Raw genomic sequence first — 15,797 nt, forward strand, 5'->3', positions numbered from 1 at the left:
ACAGTGTCTATAGCTGTGTGACATTTTTTTGATTTCACTCGATAGAGTACTGATCTCACGACCATTTTAAACTCGCGATAGTGAAACCATGATCTTGGACTCAACTTTTATCAACACTCTGTCAAATAATCACACAGTGTTTTTAACGCGTATTCAACCGCTTGTGAACGAACCGCGCAGCGATCGCCAGAGAAACGCACTGTTTCGACCGCTTGCCAGCTATTCACATCCGCCCAAGCAAAACACACCGTGCCCACTGGCTTATCTTCACTGCCACCGCCCGGTCCGGCAATGCCGCTGATCGATACCGCGATGGTGGCGTTTGAATATTTGAGAGCGCCAGTCACCATTTCTTGCACGACGGCCTCACTGACGGCGCCGTATTGATCTAACGTTTCAGCGCACACCGCTAACATTTCCATCTTAGCTTCATTACTGTAGGTGATAAATGCACGATCGAACCATGCTGAACTGCCTGCAATATCTGTGACGGCAGTGGCGACACCACCACCAGTACATGACTCTGCGGTGGAAAGCACTTGAGAGTGCTTTGCCAATAGTCTACCCAGTTCTGTACTCAATATTTGGTGTGATTCCATATTCAAAATCCTGATTGTGACTTTTCGCCTGAGATCGATTGACGTATCCTAAGCCGCAATTGTCATAAACGAAAGAAGTTAGCCGTGAAAGCCGAACAAAAACACACCCCAATGATGCAGCAATATCTTAAGTTGAAAGCCGAAAACCCTGAGATTATGTTGTTTTATCGGATGGGTGACTTTTATGAGCTTTTTTATGATGACGCCAAGCGCGCTTCGCAATTACTCGATATCTCACTCACCAAGCGTGGGGCTTCAGCTGGTGAACCCATTCCTATGGCTGGCGTGCCTTACCATGCGGTAGAAGGCTACCTCGCTAAGCTGGTTCAATTGGGTGAATCCGTCGCGATCTGTGAGCAAATTGGCGATCCCGCGACCAGCAAAGGGCCTGTTGAACGCAAAGTGGTGCGTATCGTTACGCCGGGCACGGTGACCGACGAAGCACTCTTATCTGAGCGTGTTGATAACTTGATTGCAGCTATCTATCAACATAATGATAAGTTTGGTTATGCGACGCTTGATATTACTTCTGGCCGTTTTCAGCTTACCGAGCCAGAAACCGAAGAGGCGATGGCTGCCGAACTTCAACGCACCTCGCCTCGCGAACTGCTTTTCCCTGAAGATTTTGACGCCGTAAATTTGATGGCGTCACGCACGGGCAATCGACGCCGTCCTGTGTGGGAATTTGAAATCGACACCGCGAAACAGCAACTAAACCAGCAGTTCGGCACGCGTGATTTAGTTGGCTTTGGCGTTGAAAATGCCACGCTAGGTTTGTGTGCTGCGGGCTGTTTGATTCAATATGTTAAAGATACCCAACGCACAGCATTGCCGCACATTCGTTCACTGACGTTTGACCGACAAGATCACTCAGTTATCTTGGATGCAGCGACCCGGCGCAACCTCGAGATCACTCAGAACCTTGCTGGCGGCTTAAGCAATACGCTTGCGGAAGTGCTGGATAAAACGGCGACGCCTATGGGTAGCCGAATGCTCAAACGCTGGTTACACCAGCCAATGCGCTGCGCCGATACGCTTAATCAACGCCTTGATGCGATCAGTGAGATCAAAGATTTAAGCCTGTTTGGCGATCTCCTGCCAGTGCTCAAACAGATTGGTGACATTGAGCGTATTCTCGCGCGACTCGCTCTACGATCTGCTCGCCCACGCGATCTCGCGCGCCTGCGCCACGCAATGCAACAACTCCCTGAGCTAGCCGAAGTCGTTAACGGCCTTAATCACCCTTACCTCGCCAAACTCGCTCAATACGCCGCGCCGCTTGATGATGTTTGTGATTTGCTTGAGCGCGCAGTCAAAGAGAACCCACCCGTGGTGATCCGCGAAGGTGGCGTGATAGCCTCAGGTTATAGCGCTGAGCTTGATGAGTGGCGTGACTTGGCTGATGGCGCCACCGAATACCTCGATAAGCTCGAGCGCGAAGAGCGTGAGCAGAATGGCATTGATACGCTCAAAGTTGGCTACAATGCCGTGCACGGCTTCTTTATTCAGGTAAGCCGAGGGCAAAGCCACCTAGTGCCTGCACACTATGTGCGTCGCCAAACGCTGAAAAATGCCGAGCGCTATATCATTCCCGAATTGAAAGAACATGAAGACAAGGTGCTAAGCTCAAAATCGAAAGCACTGTCGATTGAGAAAAAACTCTGGGAAGAGCTGTTCGACCTCTTATTGCCACATTTAGAGCAGTTGCAAAATTTGGCTTCTGCCGTATCTCAGCTTGATGTACTGCAAAACTTAGCCGAGCGTGCTGATAGTTTAGATTACTGTCGACCAACGTTAACTACGCAACCGGGGATCAATATCCTCGGTGGTCGTCATCCTGTGGTTGAGCAAGTAATGGACGAACCGTTTATTGCGAACCCCGTCGAGCTCAATGCTGGCCGTAAAATGCTGATTGTCACAGGCCCGAACATGGGGGGTAAATCAACGTATATGCGCCAAACTGCCTTAATCGCTCTCATGGCGCACATCGGCTCTTACGTGCCTGCAGAAACGGCCGACATTGGCTTAATCGACCGTATCTTTACCCGTATCGGCGCATCGGATGATCTCGCCTCTGGCCGTTCCACCTTTATGGTGGAGATGACCGAAACAGCGAATATCCTGCACAACGCGACTGAACGCAGTTTAGTGTTGATGGATGAAATTGGTCGCGGCACCAGTACCTACGATGGCCTATCTCTCGCCTGGGCAAGTGCCGAATGGTTAGCGAAGCAAATCGGCGCACTCACCCTGTTTGCTACGCATTATTTTGAATTAACCGAGTTGCCGAAGCAAATTCCTCACTTGGCGAATGTCCACTTAGATGCAATTGAACATGGTGATAGCATTGCCTTTATGCACGCCGTACAAGAAGGCGCGGCCAGCAAATCTTTCGGCCTCGCGGTTGCAGGCCTGGCTGGTGTACCAAAAGCCGTCATCAAGCAAGCACGCGCTAAGCTGACTCAGCTCGAACAACTTAGCCTTGCGACCCCTTCTTCAACACTGGCAAGCAATGCGGTCGACATTGCTAATCAGCTGAGTTTGATTCCCGAGCCAAGTGAAGTGGAAGAAGCTTTGGCCAATATTGACCCTGACGATCTAACGCCACGCCAAGCTCTAGAGGCCTTGTATCGCTTAAAACGACTAATCTAGAACGAAAGTTTAGAACTAAAGCGCCACCATAATGCCGTATCGATTAATCGCTGCGGCATTTTTTGTTCACGATACGATGAGTTATCGCGATCTGGTTCTAAAGATGTTCGTAACAAGTTGTAACTTAACATTTCAAGTCGAATGACCGATCGGAATAAACACAAAACTCATTGTTAATAAATCTCACCCTCCCTCATTCTAAGCGCATCGAAAATTCTAATGTGTGGAGATTCATATGAACAAACAACTTGCCCGCGCTCAACGCGGTTTTACCCTTATCGAACTGATGATCGTAGTGGCGATTATTGCCATCCTTTCCATGTTTGCCGTTCCGGCCTACCAGAACTATACAACCAAGGCTCATGCTACAGAGATGTTAAATTCAATGTCAGCAGTAAAAACAGGCCTTGCCATCTGCTTAGCTTCAAATCCAGCCTCTGAGTGCACTCCGGGCAAGCATGGTGTGCCCACCGAGCAAGATTTCAATACGTATACCGTAGTATCATCTGTTTCAGGAGGCACTGCTACAATTACGTCTAGTGTTAAGGCTTCAGCCAGCAAAGGGACAATCACTGGTGGTCAATATGTTAAACTGACAGCAGCCTCAAGTGCATCAGGTCTAGTGTGGAATATCGGTTGCTCTGTGAGCGGCGCTTGGTGCCCAAGTAATTAATGAACCAATACCTGCTTAAAGTTCTTGTTCAGGAGGGGATACTCTCTCCTGAACAAGAGGTCGACCTTAGGAACCAAGATTGCCCATCATCGCTGGCATTATTGGAACAGGTCGCTGAACTTCCTCAACTCAACTCAGCCAAACTGGCTGAGTTTTTCAGTCACTATTTTTCCATTCCAAAAGTCGATTTAAGCCAATATCGCTATGCAGATCTCTGTAACCATCTTGGCCTCAGCTCTCTAATTCAAAAATTTACTGCGATTCCCATTAAGCAGGATGCACAAACGCTTACTGTCGCGATCGCCGACCCGACCAGCAGCGAAGTCGAAGATGAATTCCGCTTTGCTACCGGCTTACAAGTTGAATTGGTTCTTGCCGATCTGAGCTCAACAAAGAAAGCCATCTATTCACTGTATGGGCGCAACCTTCAATCTGATGGTGGGGCGAAAAAAGAGATTAACGCTTTCGAGCTTGAACAACTGGTTAGCCTAAGTGATGAAGAGCTGAGTGACATTGAAGACCTCAGCCAAGATGAGGCACCGGTCAGTCGTTACATTCACCAAATTTTGCTCGAGGCGATTCGCAAAGGTGCTTCAGATATCCACTTTGAACCTTACGAAAAGTTTTATCGCGTTCGCTTGCGTTGCGATGGTATTTTGGTCGAAAGCCATCAACCCGCCGCGCAACTTGGCCGTCGCTTATCGACTCGGGTAAAAATTCTCGCCAACCTTGATATTGCCGAACGCCGACTGCCGCAAGATGGCCGAACCAAAGTAAAACTTAACGCCGAACTTTCTGTGGATATGCGTGTATCCACCCTTCCCACCTTATGGGGAGAAAAAGTGGTACTGCGGTTACTAGAAAGTAGCGCGGCAACGTTAGACATAAATCGCCTTGGGTACAACGAAGAGCAAAAAAATCGCTACCTCAACGCCTTAAAGAAACCTCAAGGTTTGATTTTAATGACCGGTCCAACCGGCAGCGGCAAAACCGTTTCCTTGTATACCGGTTTAAGCATTCTGAATACGTCGCAGGTTAATATTGCGACTGCAGAAGACCCCGTAGAAATAAATCTGCCCGGGATCAATCAAGTGCAAGTTCAACCGCACATCGGGTTTGATTTTGCGACGGCTCTGCGATCTTTTTTACGCCAAGATCCCGATGTTGTTATGGTGGGTGAAATTCGCGATCTTGAAACGGCGGAAATTGCGATTAAAGCCTCCCAAACGGGCCACTTAGTACTATCGACGCTGCATACCAACTCCGCAGCAGAAACCTTGATTCGACTGCAAAACATGGGGATCCAACCCTACAACCTAGCATCATCATTGAGCTTAATTATTGCCCAGCGACTGATCCGAAAACTGTGTCGCCATTGCAAACTACCTTGCGATCTCGATCTTTCGACCTTAAGCCCTGCTTTATTAGCCCATTTTTCACTTGGCGATACCACTCCAGTTTTTCAAGCGAATAGCTCGGGGTGTGAGCATTGCAACCATGGCTATCATGGTCGACTCGGACTGTTTGAAGTCATGGAAGTGAGTGGGGATTTGCATCATGCGATTTTAAAACAAGCCGGAGCCAAAGAAACCGAAGAAATCGCCAGAAGACAAGGCATGATGACGCTTCAAGAATCGGGAATGGAAAAACTCTTATCCGGAGAGACCAGTTTACAAGAATTACAACGCGTCCTTTTCTTAACTTAAACGGTTCTTAATTGAAATAATAGGTCTGAATAATGGCAAATAAACCTAAAGTTGAACTCAAAGTCTATCGCTGGAAAGGCACGAACACCGTCGGTCGCTTAGTCTCCGGGAAATTTCTTGCGCTTGGTGAAAGTGAAGTACGCGATCGTTTGAAATCACAAAAAATTCGCATTCAAAAGATTTCCTCGCATAAAGTCTCAGCCATACAGAAACGCTTACAGCAGATCAAAACCAAAGACATCACCTTGCTCACTCGTCAACTTTCAACCATGTTGGCAACCGGTATCCCGCTAATACAAGCGCTAAAATTGGTCAGCGATAACCATAGAAAAGCAGAGATGATATCGCTGTTACTCAATCTATCAAAGAATGTCGAGTCGGGCATGCCCTTAAGCAGTGCATTAAAAGAGACGAAGCATTTTGATCCTCTTTATGTCGACTTAATTGCTACCGGTGAAGCGACCGGTAATTTAGCGCAAGTGTTTGAACGTATTGCCTCTTACCGAGAAAAATCGGAGCGCCTCAAAGCCAAAGTAATTAAAGCCATGATTTATCCATCTATGGTGTTAGCGGTTGCACTCATCGTCAGTTGGGGCATGTTAACCATGGTTATCCCCCAGTTTGAATCCATGTTCAACAGCTTTGGCGCCGATTTACCATGGTTTACCCAGCAAGTACTCAATGTCTCCTACTTCGCTCGAGACCATGGGCCTATGATTGCTGCCTCGTTCGCGATTGTGTTTATCGCGATAAAATTTGCTCGTGCACGTTCGTACAATATACGACTCTACTTCAGTCGGCTCAGTTTACGCATGCCCATTATCGGTTCCGTACTCTCAAAAGCGGCGATCGCCAAATTTAGCCGCACAATGGCAACCAGCTTTGGGGCAGGTATTCCTATTTTATCGTGTTTGAAATCTTCCGCGAAAACGACCAACAATTGCTACTATCAAGCGGCGATCGAAAGTGTCCATAAAGAGACAGCTGCAGGGATGCCACTTTATTTAGCGATGCGCCACAGCAACACCTTTCCTGAAATGCCCCTGCAAATGATGATGATTGGTGAGGAAGCAGGGCGACTTGATGAAATGCTCAATAAAGTCGCCACCATCTACGAAATTGAAATTGATGATACCGTCGATAACTTAGGGAAGATCCTTGAACCGATGATCATCGTCTTGCTCAGCGTATTGGTTGGCAGCATGGTGATCGCAATCTATTTACCAATATTTAATTTAATGAATGTTATAGGCTAAAATGGCCGCTCACTATTAAGTCTGTGCGCTCACGCCTTTAACGAGTTATTTATGGAACTGTTTATCTATTACCCTTGGCTATTTCCTCTACTAGCCACGGTATTCGGCCTTATTGTCGGTAGTTTTCTCAATGTGGTGATCCACCGCCTACCGATCATGATGGAAAGAGAATGGCGCCAAGAATGCGTGGAAAACTTCCCGAACAGTCACATTGAAGCGCCAACGGGTGTTTTTAACCTTAGCGTGCCACGTTCTCGATGCCCTCACTGCCAAACGCAGATTCGAGTGATCGATAATATCCCCGTCATTAGTTGGTTGCTATTACGCGGAAAATGCCACCAATGCAAAAGTAACATCAGTGTTCGTTACCCGTTAATTGAACTACTCACCGGGGGATTGTGTTTATTGATTAGCACAAGCTTGCCTGCCGACTACTACTCAATTGCACTGCTATTCTTCACCTTTGTTTTGGTTGCTGCGACGTTTATTGATCTCGACACCATGCTTCTGCCCGATCAACTCACCTTACCACTCATGTGGAGCGGCATTGCATTAGCATTATTTGGCATTAGCCCTATCAGCCTGCAAGATTCAATCATCGGTGCGATGGCCGGTTACCTGTGCTTATGGAGTGTTTACTGGGGCTTTAAGCTGCTGACAAAAAAAGAAGGCATGGGCTACGGTGATTTCAAACTGTTAGCAGCATTAGGCGCTTGGCTTGGCTGGCAGTATTTACCCATGATCATTCTGATGTCCTCGCTCGTCGGGTTAGTGTTCGGCCTCATCCAATTGCGCTTGCAACGTAAAGGCATTGATAAAGCCTTTCCTTTTGGGCCCTACTTAGCGATTGCGGGTTGGATTGCCATGTTGTGGGGGGAACAAATCCTATATAGTTACTATCGTTTTCTATTAGGAGCATAATCTGATGGCATTTGTTGTTGGCCTAACCGGTGGAATCGCGAGTGGAAAAACCACCGTCGCCAATTTATTTCACGATCACTTTCAGATAGAGATCGTTGATGCCGATATTATTGCTCGAGAAGTCGTCGAGCCAGGTAGCGAAGGATTACGTCAAATTCTATCGCGCTATGGTGATGAACTACTGACTCATGACGGCGTATTAAACCGCCCTCGACTGCGTGAGATTATCTTTGCCCAGCCAGAAGAAAAACAATGGCTAGACGCCCTGTTGCACCCATTAATTCGCCTGCGGATGACCCAACAACTCAAGCAAGTCACCAGCCCTTACGCCTTGTTAGTTATTCCGCTAATGGTCGAGAACAACCTTCAAACCCTTGCTGACCATATTTTGGTGGTGGATGTCGATGAGTCTACGCAAATAGAAAGAACCATGAACCGTGATGGCGTTTCTGAAAACCAAGCAAAATCGATATTGAAATCTCAAGCCAGCCGAGAAGCACGGCTTGCGATTGCTAATGATGTGATTACAAACCACACAAAAAACCAACAACTTTTGTACCAAATCACAAAATTACATAAAAAGTACCTAGAAATGTGTAGTACAAATCGGTGAGAATAACCTTACAGAAATTCAGAGCTGCAATTAATGACTACTCACTACTTTGAACATCCGCTGAACGAGAAAACCCGCATCTATCTTCGCGTAGAGGCGCTATTGCATCAGTTGAATGCTTCATCGCACTTTAGTGACGATTTACAGCATCTTAATTTTTTTCGCGCCCTCTTTGATTTATTAGAAATATTTGAACAGATTCAGCTCAAAAGTGAGCTGGCGAAAGATATTGAAAAGCAACGCCAGACCTATCGGAATTGGCGAAATTTTGATGGCGTAGACCAAGAAATGTTGAATACAATTCTTCTCGAAGTCGACCAAGTTCATAGCCAGTTAATGGCAGCAGAACGCTTTGGACAAAGCCTGAAAGAAGATCGTTTTTTGAGTGCGATTCGCCAGCGCTTTAACTTACCCGGTGGTGCGTGTTGTTTTGATTTACCCGCTCTCGACCACTGGCTGCATTTAGCCCAAGAGGCCAAACAAGCCGATGCTTGCAACTGGATGGAAACATTAACGTCGCTATCTCATGCACTGAAGCTGTGGCTAAAGTTAAGCCGAGAAACCGGCCAATCAATGATGCAGCAAGCTCATAACGGCTTCTATCAAAGCGATGCCGAAGAAGCGAATATTCTGCGTCTACACATTCCCATGCATTTTGGCGTGTACCCCATGATTTCTGGCCATAAGAACCGATTTGCCATCAAATTTATTGATTTTAAATCGGGACAAGCCTTTACCGGTAACGTTGAATTTGAATTGGCCGTTTGCGGTTAATCGTATAAAGCTTAATTACGCATACAACCCTAGTTGCTATACTGGCCATAACCTTTACTGAACAATCCTGATTTATGACGAATATAACTAAAGTTCCTTGCCCACAATGTGGTACTGAGGTCGTGTGGGGCGAGCAGAGCCCGTTCCGTCCATTTTGCAGTAAGCAATGCCAAATGATCGACTTTGGCGAATGGGCCGATGAAGAAAACAGCATCGCAGGCGCTCCCGACATGTCTGACAGCGATGGTTGGTCAGAAGACCAATACTGATCAAATCAAGGCGCTAAGAAGAATCGAAAGCTGATGTGAAAACATCGGCTTTTTTGTTGTCTGCGAATACCCATCAAGGTCAGTCATCGGATAAGCATTGATCTAAAAATCAAAATCTGATGTTGATTGATATGAGTCTCAAATTTTTTGAGAGCGATGCACAGGGTATTTTGCGAGCGTAAAGTGAAGAGGGTGTTTCGTTGATATCAATGCGAGTAAATGAATACCGATGACGAAACGGTCATGAGATAGCCCCGCTTAGCACCTAAAACAAAAAAGCGGAGACCAAATGGTCTCCGCTAAATACTATGAGAACGCTAGTTATAGCATTACTTCTTAGTAAGTTTCTCTTTGATACGAGCTGACTTACCAGAACGCTCACGTAGGTAGTACAACTTGGCACGACGTACTGCACCGCGGCGTTTAACTTCAATGCTATCAACTACTGGAGAGTGTGTTTGGAACGTACGCTCAACACCTTCACCGTTAGAGATCTTACGTACAGTGAAAGCTGAGTGTAGACCACGGTTACGGATTGCGATTACAACGCCTTCGAAAGCCTGTAGACGCTCACGCTCACCTTCTTTAACTTTAACTTGTACAATAACAGTGTCACCTGGTGCAAATTTAGGTAGACCTGTTTTTAGTTGCTCATCTTCAAGAGCTTTAATGATGTTACTCATTTTAATAAATTCCTAGAATAAACTGATACTTAATAAAATAGGTTACTGCTTACTTTTCACCTGCGCGATGCGCTTTAATGAATTCAGCCAGTAATTGTTCCTGTTCGTCAGTCAGAGCTAGGTTTTCCAGGAGTTCTGGTCTTCTTAGCCAAGTACGGCCTAGCGATTGCGATAATCGCCAGCGACGAATGTCCTTATGGTTGCCTGACATTAGTACCGCAGGTACATCTTTGCCATCCAACGTTTCAGGGCGCGTATAATGAGGGCAATCTAGCAAACCATTTGCAAAAGAATCTTCTTCTGCTGACGCAAAGTCTCCAAGTACACCAGGAATAAACCTTGATACTGAGTCAATTAGCGTCATGGCTGGTATTTCACCACCCGTCATCACAAAATCCCCAATTGACCATTCTTCGTCAACTTCAGATTGAATGATGCGCTCATCTACCCCTTCATAGCGACCACAAATAAGAAGCAAGTTCTCGTTTGTTGCCAACTCTTCAACCCCAGCTTGGTCGAGTTTGCGACCTTGAGGCGATAGGTAAATAACTTTCGTCTTTCCCGGTGAAGCCTTTTTGGCAGATTGAATGGCGTCGCGCAAAGGCTGAACCATCATCAACATACCTGGACCACCACCGTAAGGTCTATCATCAACAGTGCGATGTTTATCATGAGTGAAATCACGGGGATTCCATGTCTCAATAGATAAAAGACCCTTTTTAACCGCTTGACCTGTTACTCCAAAATCAGTAACAGAACGGAACATTTCAGGAAAAAGGCTAATTATGCCAACCCACATGTGTTCTCTCGCTCTGTAGTTTTGGAATTAGAATCCAGGATCCCAGTCAACTTCGATCCGTTGAGCGACGCGATCAACTTTGATGATCACTTGCTCTTCAAGGTACGGGATTAACCGTTCCTTTTGTCCGAAAGCATCTTTAAGATTCGCTTTAACAACCAGAACATCGTTTGAGCCCGTTTCTAGCATGTCGGTAACGACACCTAGATCGTAACCTTTAGTGGTTACAACTTGCATACCAAACAATTCGCGCCAGTAGAATTCTTCTTCTGACAGCTCAGGAAGTACCGCAGGGTCAATAGCAATTTCAAAGTTGGTTAGCAGTTGCGCACTTTCGCGAACATCTAACCCTGCTAGTTTACATACATAACCTTGGCCATGACGTTTCCAGCTTTCTACTTTGTACTCAACCCATTCGCCTTTTTGGTTTAAATACCAAGGGCTATAATCAAAAATACTTTCAGCATTGTCTGTGTAGGAGAACACTTTAAGCCAGCCACGAATACCATAGGTAGACCCAAGTTTACCCACAATGATTCTGTTATTTTGCTCACTCATAGTTTCTTTACCCTTCATCGACATAAGCTATTTCTCTTTAAAAAAGAATTAAGCCGCTTTTTGAGCGTCTTTAACTAGCTTAGCTACGCGGTCAGATAGAGATGCGCCTTGACCAACCCAATGGTTAACGCGATCTAGGTCTAGACGTAGACCTTCTTCTTGACCTTGAGCAGTAGGGTTAAAGAAACCTACTTTCTCGATGAAACGGCCAGTTGCAGCGTTACGGCTATCCGCAACTACGATTTGGTAAAATGGACGCTTTTTAGCGCCGTGACGTGCCAAACGAATGGTAACCATGTCGTCCTCTTTGCTTTCTCAAAAATAAAATTAACCCCAATAACCGTCTAATTAAGTTAAACAGTTTGGGGTCTCGTGCCAAAATAAAGCTCCGGAATTTTACTCTTATTAGGGAGCAATGCAAGGTGTTTAAGCTATTTTTTCACCACCACAAATCTGAAAAGAAGTATGTGATTTAGCTAACACCTTGAAACTTCATTTGTGTTTGTATGATTAACGACCAAACGGGTTAAAACCACCACCCATGCCGCCACCCATCATACCTTGCATATTACGCATCATTCCTTTCATGCCACCCTTCTGCATTTTTTTCATCATCTTCTGCATCTGAGTGAACTGTTTCAGCAGGCGGTTAACATCTTGTACTTGTGTACCCGAACCTGCTGCAATACGTTTTTTGCGTGAACCTTTAATCAGTTCAGGGCGCTGACGCTCTTTCATCGTCATCGAGTTAATGATCGCTTCCATCTGATGGAACATCTTGTCATCAACTTTATCTTTCACGTTGGCCGGTAAGTTGCTCATGCCTGGCAGCTTATCCATCATGCCCATCATGCCGCCCATGTTCTGCATCTGACCAAGCTGCTCGCGGAAATCTTCCAAATCGAAGCCTTTCTTCTCTTTGAATTTCTTCGCAAGCTTTTCTGCTTTTTCAGTATCAACATTACGTTGCAAATCTTCAATCAGTGACAGTACGTCACCCATACCCAAAATACGTGATGCAACACGATCAGGGTGGAATGGTTCTAGTGCGTCGGTCTTCTCACCCACACCCAAGAATTTGATTGGTTTGCCCGTAATATGGCGAACAGACAGTGCCGCACCACCACGCGCGTCGCCATCAACTTTCGTCAAGATTACGCCCGTTAGCGGGATTGCATCACCAAACGCTTTCGCGGTATTGGCCGCATCTTGACCCGTCATTGCATCAACAACGAATAACGTTTCGATAGGGTTAATTGCCGCGTGAAGATCTTGGATCTCCGCCATCATCACTTCATCGACGGCCAAACGGCCCGCAGTATCGACAATCAGTACGTCGTAGAATTTCTTCTTCGCGTGGTCGATTGCCGCATTAGCAATATCAAGTGGCTTTTGGTCCGCTGAAGAAGGGAAGAAATCAACACCGATATCGGTCGCTAGCGTTTCTAGCTGCTTGATCGCCGCAGGGCGATACACGTCAGCAGAAACAACCAATACTTTCTTCTTCTCACGCTCTTTAAGCAGTTTTGATAGTTTACCTACCGAGGTGGTTTTACCCGCACCTTGTAGACCCGCCATCAAGATAACCGCAGGTGGTTGAGCGGCAAGGTTTAGCGCCTCGTTCGACTCACCCATAACCGCTTCAAGCTCAGCCTGAACGATTTTGATAAATTCTTGGCCCGGTGTCAGAGATTTCGAAACCTCGACACCCACAGCGCTTTCTTTAATACGTTGAATGAAGTCGCGCACCACTGGTAACGCCACATCGGCTTCCAGAAGTGCCATACGGACTTCACGTAAGGTTTCTTTTATGTTGTCTTCAGTCAGACGTCCTTTACCACTGATGTTTTTCAGGGTCTTGGATAGGCGATCCGTTAAATTCTCAAACATCCTTTACTCTTCGCTAATTTCGGCGACATATTACTATGAGTATACCTTAGCCAAGCCTGACTTGGCACTAGGCGATTAGAATTTGATCTCTCATCTCTTACAATTGACTTGATATAAGCCATGGCCCAAGCCGGGGATGCAAGGTATAATTTGTTAAAAATCGACCAGTTTAATTGAGAGTAATGGATAACTTAATCGCGGTAAGCGCAGCAATACTTTACGTATTAGCCATCGCCACTATCATTCCTGGCCTCGTGCATCAAACCGGCATTCGCGCCAAAACAGTCTTAATCAGTGCCTTTCTCGCGCTGTTTTTTCATGCTTGGTCTCTCAGCGATCTTATCTTTGCCGACTCAGGGCAAAATCTCAGTATTTTGAATGTGGCTTCCCTGATTAGTTTTATTGTTTCAATGGTGATGAGTATCGCCATGTTTAAAACTCGGATTTGGTTTTTATTGCCTGTGGTTTACAGTTTCTCTGCGATTAACCTCAGCGCCGCCGCTTTTCTGCCCAGCTCCTACATGACCCATTTCGAGAATGACCCAAAACTGCTGATCCATATTTCTTTGGCTTTGTTTTCTTATTCCACTCTGACGATTGGGGCGCTTTATGCGTTACAACTCGCTTGGTTAGATAACAAACTTAAAAACAAAAAAGCCCTCGCGATCAACCCTAACATTCCACCATTGATGTTGATTGAACGTCAGCTGTTTAAAATCATTCTGATCGGAAATCTATTATTAACCGCCACACTGATCACGGGCTTTACCTTTGTGCAGGATATGTTTGCTCAAGGAAAAGCACACAAAGGCATTCTTTCTTTTATTGCTTGGATCATCTATTCCGTGCTGCTTTGGGGACACTACCAAAAAGGCTGGCGAGGAAAAAAAGTGACTTGGTTTGCGGTGGCTGGTGCCAGCATCCTTACGTTGGCCTACTTTGGCAGCCGATTTGTTCGTGAGATAATCCTCAACTAACCCTTTAGAAAAGCACACTCGTTGTGCTTTTTTATTACCAAAATAAAGAACGACGTTCCATATAAAAAATTGACTTAACAAAATGGTTAGTTCATAAATTAATCACAGCATCACAAGGAAGCAATGCGTTTTGAACGACATATCCACGGGTATCTTATTTGCGCTACTCGCGTGTCTGATTGTTATTTCAGGTTACTTTTCTGGTTCAGAAACGGGCATGATGGCTCTGAACCGTTATCGACTTAAGCACTTATCCAATAATGGCCACAAAGGCGCAAAGCGAGTTGAAAGACTGCTTGAACGGCCTGACCGCTTGATTGGCCTAATTCTTATCGGCAACAACTTGGTTAATATCCTCGCCTCTGCCATTGCGACCATTCTTGGTATGCGGCTATATGGGGATTTTGGTGTTGCAATCGCCACTGGTGTATTAACCTTGACCATCCTTGTGTTTGCTGAAGTCACACCTAAAACACTCGCCGCGCTTTACCCTGAACGTGTCTCTTACGCCAGCAGCATTGTGCTCACCCTACTGATGAAACTGTTGTCACCATTGGTCATCTTTATTAATTTTATTACCAACGGTTTTATTCGCTTAATGGGCATAAAAGCGATTCACAGCAACGACGACCATCTAAGTTCTGAAGAGCTTCGTACTGTCGTCAATGAAGCCGGCAGCCTTATCCCTCATCGCCACCAAGACATGCTGATTTCTATTCTGGATCTTGAACATGTGACCGTGAACGACATCATGGTGCCGCGCAATGAAATTACCGGAATTGATATTAACGATGATTGGAAATCAATCGTCCGGCAACTCACCCACTCTCCCCATGGCAGAATCGTGCTCTATCGAGATCAAATTGATGAGGCCGTCGGCATGCTTCGCCTGCGTGAAGCCTATCGATTAATGCTGGAGAAAAATGAGTTTAATAAAGAGACACTATTGCGCGCGGCTGATGAAGTGTACTACATCCCAGAAAGTACCCCTCTAAACGTACAACTCCTCAAGTTTCAGCGTAAAAAACAGCGGATTGGCTTAATCGTCGATGAGTATGGCGACATTAATGGCCTGATTACATTGGAAGATATTTTAGAGGAAATCGTCGGTGAGTTTACAACCTCAATGACACCAAGCTTGTCGGAAGAAATCATCCCCCAAGACGACGGCAGCTTTTTAATTGAGGGGAGCGCCAATATTCGCGATATCAACAAAGGGCTAAAATGGTCTTTGCCAACCGATGGGCCAAGGACCTTGAACGGTCTGATTTTAGAACACTTAGAAGATATCCCGGAAAGTCATTTAAGCGTGCAAGTTGCAGGGCATCCGATGGAAATAGTCAAAATAGAAGAGAACCGCATTAAGCTCATCAAGGTACATCCTTTACGCTCTAAAGCATCATAACCCAATAATAAAAACGCCTTGG

The 15,797-nt window shown here is 45.8% G+C and carries 16 protein-coding genes; 10 read left to right on the top strand and 6 right to left on the bottom strand.

The genetic code is table 11. From position 1 onward, the window contains the following. Positions 1 to 110: 110 nt before the first annotated feature. On the bottom strand, positions 111 to 599 hold the full coding sequence (gene pncC, locus OJ16_RS00165; RefSeq protein WP_040985967.1) for a nicotinamide-nucleotide amidase: 489 nt from the start codon (positions 597 to 599) through the stop codon (positions 111 to 113). Positions 600 to 683: 84 nt separating this feature from the next. On the opposite strand from pncC, the gene mutS reads away from it, so the two are divergent. The 8 genes from mutS to yacG all read left to right on the top strand — a co-directional run bounded on the left by mutS (position 684) and on the right by yacG (position 9,463). Continuing rightward, positions 684 to 3,251: a DNA mismatch repair protein MutS gene (gene mutS, locus OJ16_RS00170; RefSeq protein ID WP_040985969.1), complete on the top strand. Its 2,568-nt coding sequence runs from the start codon at positions 684 to 686 to the stop codon at positions 3,249 to 3,251. 235 nt (positions 3,252 to 3,486) lie between these two features. Beyond that, the gene (locus OJ16_RS20250) at positions 3,487 to 3,924 is read left to right on the top strand and encodes a pilin (RefSeq protein ID WP_040985971.1); all 438 of its coding nucleotides are present in this window, start codon (positions 3,487 to 3,489) and stop codon (positions 3,922 to 3,924) included. After that, positions 3,924 to 5,630: a type IV-A pilus assembly ATPase PilB gene (gene pilB, locus OJ16_RS00180; RefSeq protein WP_040985973.1), complete on the top strand. Its 1,707-nt coding sequence runs from the start codon at positions 3,924 to 3,926 to the stop codon at positions 5,628 to 5,630. Before OJ16_RS20250 ends, pilB begins: the two co-directional genes overlap by 1 nt. Before the next feature lie 32 nt (positions 5,631 to 5,662). Beyond that, positions 5,663 to 6,886 carry a type II secretion system F family protein gene (locus OJ16_RS00185; protein WP_040985975.1) on the top strand — a complete coding sequence of 408 codons (1,224 nt, stop codon included), beginning with the start codon at positions 5,663 to 5,665 and terminating at the stop codon, positions 6,884 to 6,886. Between the two features lie 51 nt (positions 6,887 to 6,937). Further along, the gene (locus OJ16_RS00190) at positions 6,938 to 7,807 is read left to right on the top strand and encodes a prepilin peptidase (protein WP_040985977.1); all 870 of its coding nucleotides are present in this window, start codon (positions 6,938 to 6,940) and stop codon (positions 7,805 to 7,807) included. A 4-nt stretch (positions 7,808 to 7,811) separates the two neighbouring features. Beyond that, entirely contained in the window at positions 7,812 to 8,420 is a 609-nt protein-coding gene (gene coaE / locus OJ16_RS00195) for a dephospho-CoA kinase (RefSeq protein ID WP_040985979.1), read from the top strand. A 33-nt stretch (positions 8,421 to 8,453) separates the two neighbouring features. Further along, positions 8,454 to 9,194 (top strand): cell division protein ZapD, encoded by a 741-nt coding sequence (gene zapD / locus OJ16_RS00200; protein WP_040985981.1) that lies wholly within the window; start codon positions 8,454 to 8,456, stop codon positions 9,192 to 9,194. 74 nt (positions 9,195 to 9,268) lie between these two features. After that, a complete protein-coding gene (yacG, locus tag OJ16_RS00205) occupies positions 9,269 to 9,463 on the top strand; it encodes a DNA gyrase inhibitor YacG (protein WP_040985983.1) in 195 nt (64 codons plus the stop codon). Positions 9,464 to 9,792: 329 nt separating this feature from the next. On the opposite strand, the gene rplS is transcribed toward yacG, so the two are convergent. From rplS to ffh, 5 genes are all read right to left on the bottom strand, one after another. Then, positions 9,793 to 10,146, bottom strand: coding sequence for a 50S ribosomal protein L19 (gene rplS / locus OJ16_RS00210; protein ID WP_040985985.1), 354 nt, complete (start codon positions 10,144 to 10,146; stop codon positions 9,793 to 9,795). A gap of 49 nt (positions 10,147 to 10,195) precedes the next feature. Beyond that, positions 10,196 to 10,945: a tRNA (guanosine(37)-N1)-methyltransferase TrmD gene (gene trmD, locus OJ16_RS00215; RefSeq protein ID WP_040985987.1), complete on the bottom strand. Its 750-nt coding sequence runs from the start codon at positions 10,943 to 10,945 to the stop codon at positions 10,196 to 10,198. A gap of 27 nt (positions 10,946 to 10,972) precedes the next feature. Continuing rightward, complete coding sequence (gene rimM, locus OJ16_RS00220) at positions 10,973 to 11,527, bottom strand: ribosome maturation factor RimM (RefSeq protein ID WP_040985989.1); 555 nt, start codon at positions 11,525 to 11,527, stop codon at positions 10,973 to 10,975. Between the two features lie 24 nt (positions 11,528 to 11,551). After that, a complete protein-coding gene (rpsP, locus tag OJ16_RS00225) occupies positions 11,552 to 11,800 on the bottom strand; it encodes a 30S ribosomal protein S16 (RefSeq protein ID WP_004410028.1) in 249 nt (82 codons plus the stop codon). 213 nt (positions 11,801 to 12,013) lie between these two features. Then, positions 12,014 to 13,393, bottom strand: coding sequence for a signal recognition particle protein (gene ffh, locus OJ16_RS00230; protein WP_040986009.1), 1,380 nt, complete (start codon positions 13,391 to 13,393; stop codon positions 12,014 to 12,016). 182 nt (positions 13,394 to 13,575) lie between these two features. On the opposite strand from ffh, the gene OJ16_RS00235 reads away from it, so the two are divergent. Continuing rightward, complete coding sequence (locus OJ16_RS00235; protein WP_040986011.1) at positions 13,576 to 14,370, top strand: cytochrome C assembly family protein; 795 nt, start codon at positions 13,576 to 13,578, stop codon at positions 14,368 to 14,370. Between the two features lie 130 nt (positions 14,371 to 14,500). Further along, positions 14,501 to 15,775 (top strand): HlyC/CorC family transporter, encoded by a 1,275-nt coding sequence (locus OJ16_RS00240; RefSeq protein WP_040986013.1) that lies wholly within the window; start codon positions 14,501 to 14,503, stop codon positions 15,773 to 15,775. The last annotated feature ends 22 nt before the right edge of the window (positions 15,776 to 15,797 follow it).

Origin of the sequence: Vibrio renipiscarius, assembly GCF_000827885.1 — a bacterium.
Classification (GTDB): domain Bacteria; phylum Pseudomonadota; class Gammaproteobacteria; order Enterobacterales; family Vibrionaceae; genus Vibrio; species Vibrio renipiscarius.